Annotated in this window: 4 protein-coding genes; 1 reads left to right on the plus strand and 3 read right to left on the minus strand. The window is 65.7% G+C overall.

The genetic code is table 11. The features are described from left to right. Positions 1-642: 642 nt before the first annotated feature. Positions 643-1,074, minus strand: a complete 432-nt coding sequence (locus ACFTZB_RS43390) for a pyridoxamine 5'-phosphate oxidase family protein (protein ID WP_378441842.1) — start codon at positions 1,072-1,074, stop codon at positions 643-645. 869 nt (positions 1,075-1,943) lie between these two features. On the opposite strand from ACFTZB_RS43390, the gene ACFTZB_RS43395 reads away from it, so the two are divergent. Further along, positions 1,944-2,396 (plus strand): DUF4190 domain-containing protein, encoded by a 453-nt coding sequence (locus ACFTZB_RS43395; RefSeq protein ID WP_378441844.1) that lies wholly within the window; start codon positions 1,944-1,946, stop codon positions 2,394-2,396. A gap of 427 nt (positions 2,397-2,823) precedes the next feature. Here the strand turns inward: ACFTZB_RS43395 and ACFTZB_RS43400 are convergent, their stop codons facing one another. Together ACFTZB_RS43400 and ACFTZB_RS43405 are read right to left on the minus strand one after the other, a co-directional pair. Continuing rightward, on the minus strand, positions 2,824-3,477 hold the full coding sequence (locus ACFTZB_RS43400; protein WP_378441846.1) for a TetR/AcrR family transcriptional regulator: 654 nt from the start codon (positions 3,475-3,477) through the stop codon (positions 2,824-2,826). A 132-nt stretch (positions 3,478-3,609) separates the two neighbouring features. Further along, positions 3,610-3,897 carry a hypothetical protein gene (locus ACFTZB_RS43405; protein ID WP_378441848.1) on the minus strand — a complete coding sequence of 96 codons (288 nt, stop codon included), beginning with the start codon at positions 3,895-3,897 and terminating at the stop codon, positions 3,610-3,612. Between the last annotated feature and the right edge of the window lie 543 nt (positions 3,898-4,440).

Here is a 4,440-nt window from a genome sequence, read left to right on the forward strand (position 1 = left end):
CTCGTAGAAGTCGGTGACCCGGTAGTGATGACCGACCAGGCCCGCCGTCCGCTGCGCCCGGGTCGTCCTGGTGTCGTCGAGGATGGTGGCCACCGCGGAGAACCTACCGGTTCGTATGTGCGGTCGCCGGGCACTGCACTCCCGTTCCTGGATGGCGTGCGTGTCGGATGGGGTGCGTGCGGCAGCGGATCCCACCGTCTACGACCACAGTCATCTGGTGGAGACAACCGCACCGCGACAAACCGGAGGACCGGCGCGGGCAACTCAGCGACGACCCCCGCCGACCTTGACGTCGCCGCCTTCGGAAGAGCAGGCCGACGACCCTATCGGCCGAGCGTTAACGGACGCTGTGGCCAGGGCAGTGCCGTGGGCACAGATCGGTGCCCGGCTCGGGTGCCACCGCCAGTCTTGGACCACGACGATGAAGTGAGCGCCCGGGATTGGCAGGAGGCAATTGTCGCCCACGAGAAGCGCTCGAACGGCGCGCCGCAGATACGACGACCGACACCGGACGGACGGTCCGGGATCGACACCCTGAGCGGTTGGCTTTGGTTGTCTCACTGGTCCTGAGCATCTTCTTCGGCGTGCGGAAAGGGCGGAGTCGTTGATTCGACTCAGGAGGGTTGACCATCCGGTCGAGCTTCAGCGGTGATCGCCTGCCGGACGGAGCAGGGTAATTCGATAGCCGCTGAGACGTCCGATGTCGATCACGAGGTAACGGGCACCGGGGTCATCACTCCACGGCGCTCGGGCGGGATCGTCAAACCCGTCGAGGTTGCCGGTGCCGTGAAGCAGCCGGGATCGGCCAATGGCCAGAACCGTCCAACCTGCACGGGTCGACGACGCGATAGACCCCGCCTCCAGAGCCAGAACCGTGCCATCGAAACGGTCGAACCAAGGATTGTCATCGGTTGGGATGACAATCTCCCCGTCCGGGACAGCGAAGGTGACCGGTCGCACTGCAGGGAGCGCATCGTCGGTGTAGACCAATCGGCCAGTGGCGACCGACCGCAGAAGACCCAGGCACTCCCCGGTGGTCAGGTGCCCATCCGCCTGTTCCAGCCGCAAGTCCATGCTGTCCTGTCCTGGTCGGAGCACATTCCGACGTGTCCAGCATCATCCGGACCGCACCGGCCGAAACAGGGGCCAAGGTCATCATTTGTCGTTCGACACCATTCGACACTCGGTCGTGTGGTCCCCGAACGTATGACCAACTACGCACTGAGTGCGCGGCGTTGACAAAGGTGGTGTGCGCGTAAACCCGGCCGAGCAACGTTACGCGGCCACTCGCTGCGGGCGTGACCATTTACAGTGTCTCCTCGCATGAAGAATCAGCTGCGTGGTTGCCGCACACGTCAGATGTTTGTTCGCAGACACAGATTTATTATTCTTCGGTATACGGATTTTCTGATTTGTCCTGTGATCGATCAGGGTATTGGATCTCTGACCAAGCGGAAGTCGGTGCTGGTCTTCACCCAGATGTGCGAGAACCGGCGAGACGGTGTCGAGGAGATGGGATGGTGGCTGACCACCCTCGACGTGCTCGGTGAGGTCCTCGCCTGGCCGGAGGGACACCGATTTCCCGAATCGGGCCCGGTACATGATCGACCGCTGCCGCTGCGCGTTCGGCTGACCCCGCCGGTCACGCGCAGGACCACCTGCGGACAGCGGTCTCCGGCCGCGTCCGTGCCCCAGGTCCGCGTGACTCACCGCGGTCGGCCGCCGACCTCCTCGAGGCGGATTTCGAGGAGGTCGGCCAAATGTCCTGCCGGTATGTCCCCCGTACGGGAGGACATTCGACGGCGCGGGCCTCTTCCGGGTTGGGAACGGTCCGATCTGGGCAAGCTTCCTCCACGGGACACCGCTCGACAAGCGGGACGCGCCCTGCCCGGTCCGAACGAGAGATGACCGGGCAGAGGCTGATTCCGACACGGAGGCAAGCGATGAGCAGACCATTAACCGGACCGGAACGTGAGGACGATCCGCGCCGAGTGGAACCCGGAGTCCACAACCGTCCCGTCGCGGTCGAGGAGCAGCGGGTGGTGACCAAGCCCGCGCGGACCAGTGCGGCCGCCGCGTTCGCGCTCGCGTTCGGGGTGGCGGCCTTCGTGTGTGTGCTGATCGTGATCCTCTCCCCGGTCGGGCTGGTCCTGGGGATCGTCGGGCTGGTCCTCGGGGTTTTCGGGCTGCGGGCGGCCCGCCGGGTGGGGATCACCGGCAAGGGTGTCGCGATCGCCGGCCTGGTGCTGAGCGCGCTGGCGATCGTCATCTCGATCGCCTTCGCCGCCGGGATGGTCACCGTCCTCAACAACGACAGCGCCGTCGACCGTATCGAGCAGCAACTGGACCAGATGCGCGACAAGCTCCCCGATCACGTCGAGGTCCCACAGCCCTGATCTTCCACGCGTGTGCCTACGGGCCCCGCCCACGAGGCCGGGATCGATCTTGTGCCCGGTGCGCCGATGGGCTGTAGTGCTCGACGACGGGCGCCTGGTCTTCGTCGATGATCTCTCGGTCGAGCCGGTCCAGGTCCGGGGTGCTGGCGCAGCACAATGAGTGCCATCGGTTTGCTGTGGTGTCGGCTGCGGTCAGGAGATCTGCCGTCCTGGTGCCGGCGTCTTCCGCGGTGGCCGGGGTGGCGGTACCGATGGGTGTGTTGGTCGGGTCCGCCTAGAGCAGTCTCGTGTGGGCGTGCGTCACCGGTTTCGGTCTCACCACCGCGATCGCCGTGGCCGTGGCGGGGATCCGGTGGTGAAGCCCGCCCCGTCGTTCCGTGCTCACCTCGTTCCCTGAGGAGGTGTTGCGGATATGGCGCGGCGCCGACTACACCGTGGGTGAGGGCTCGCGAGCCTTGGTGGCGAGAATCTGTACCAGGTCATCGAGGGCGGTGAGGGCGGCATCGCTGTCTCGGTCGACGAGCCAGCGCAACACCAGCCCGTTCATGCCCGCGAGCGCGAACCGGGCGACCTGATCGACCGGGGTCACCCACTCGACACCGGCGCGGCTGGCGCAGAGGGTGAGAAACGCGACGGTCTCGGTGTCCATGATGTCGTACTGCTGCTGGGCGATCGCCCCGGCCGCAACGTTGCCGGCGCTGCGCTGCCGTAACGCGTGCGCGGTGATCTCGAAGGTCAACAACTGGCGGTGGGGGGTGGCTTCGATGATCGGCCACAGCCCGCGGATTCCGGCGCGCAGTAAATCCTCGAGGGCCGCGGTCCCCGACAGCCCACCGGGTTCGGTGTACTGCCCGAACGCCGCCCGCATTCCCTCATTAACCTGCAGAATCTGGGTTTGCCCGAGGTGGGTGAGGAGGGTGTCCTTGTCGGTGAAGTGATAGTGCACCACCCCCATCGAAACCCCGGCCGCGGCGGCGAGGGGGCGCACCGTCAGCGCGGCGATCCCCTGCTCTGCCGCGATCGTCAACGCCGCCTCGATCAGTTGCCTGCGACGTTGATCGGCGGGAAGCTTCTTCCCCATGCGCTGAGCGTAAGCGGCCGTGGCGGGTCGCCCGACGCGGATCAACATCTTCGCCACCGGTTTCCAGGCCGCAGTGTCCCGTTCAGTGCCCAGCCACCCGGAAACGGCCTGCGTGCGGCGGGAGGGCCGTTCTCACCCCACGAGGATCAGCACGCCGACGAACGCCACCGCGATTCCCGAGGCCGCGCCGCAGATCGCCCACGCCCGGGTCGCGACCCGGGGCCAATCCCGACCCGCAGGCACCTTGTCCGCGATGAGCACCCCCGCCCGCGGCCCGGACCCGGCGCCCGCGGCCCGCCGGGCGGCCAGCTGACGGCCCGAGCGCCGGGACCGCGCGTCCGCGGCGACCGCCGCCGCGAGAGACAGAGCAACGACCAGCAACGTCACGACCAACGCCGCGACCATCCAGAACATGTTCATACCGAGCACTCGTACTTTCTTGATTCCAGGGATCCGTCACTGTCGACGCGCGGCCACCCCACTCCGTCCCACCCCCGGCCTCTGTATCGCCCCGGGAACGCATTCCGTTGCGGCGCGGCGGGTAAGGATTTTCATTCGGCGCCACGGCCTCGTTACGACACCGTCAAAGCCGAAATTTATCCCACTCCTCGAATTGACGGAGAGTTTTCCGATTCTGAGCAGTCGTCCATTTCCATATTTTGAGCGATCGTCCAATTGAAGTGGTCTTTCGTCCAGTTCGAAAAGCTCAACTTATTTCGGATTTTATGAAACATCGGAGGTGCTCGCGGGCGATATGTGAGTAAGCGGGATCGACGATTCCGTGGTTGGCAACACAGAGACGAGGAGTTGAATATTTCATGGGTTCTGCAGGTGTTGACTTTTCCGTCGCGTTCGAGGCGTTCCTGAAGTGGCTGAGCGTCATGTTCGGCGGCGGCATCGGAATCGGTTGATCGGCCGGAGACGGCCCTGACGCGGCGGTGGCTCGGCTCACCAGGTGGGAGC

It is taken from the genome of Rhodococcus sp. NPDC057014, from assembly GCF_042673295.1.
In the GTDB taxonomy this organism is placed as follows: Bacteria; Actinomycetota; Actinomycetes; order Mycobacteriales; family Mycobacteriaceae; genus Rhodococcus_F.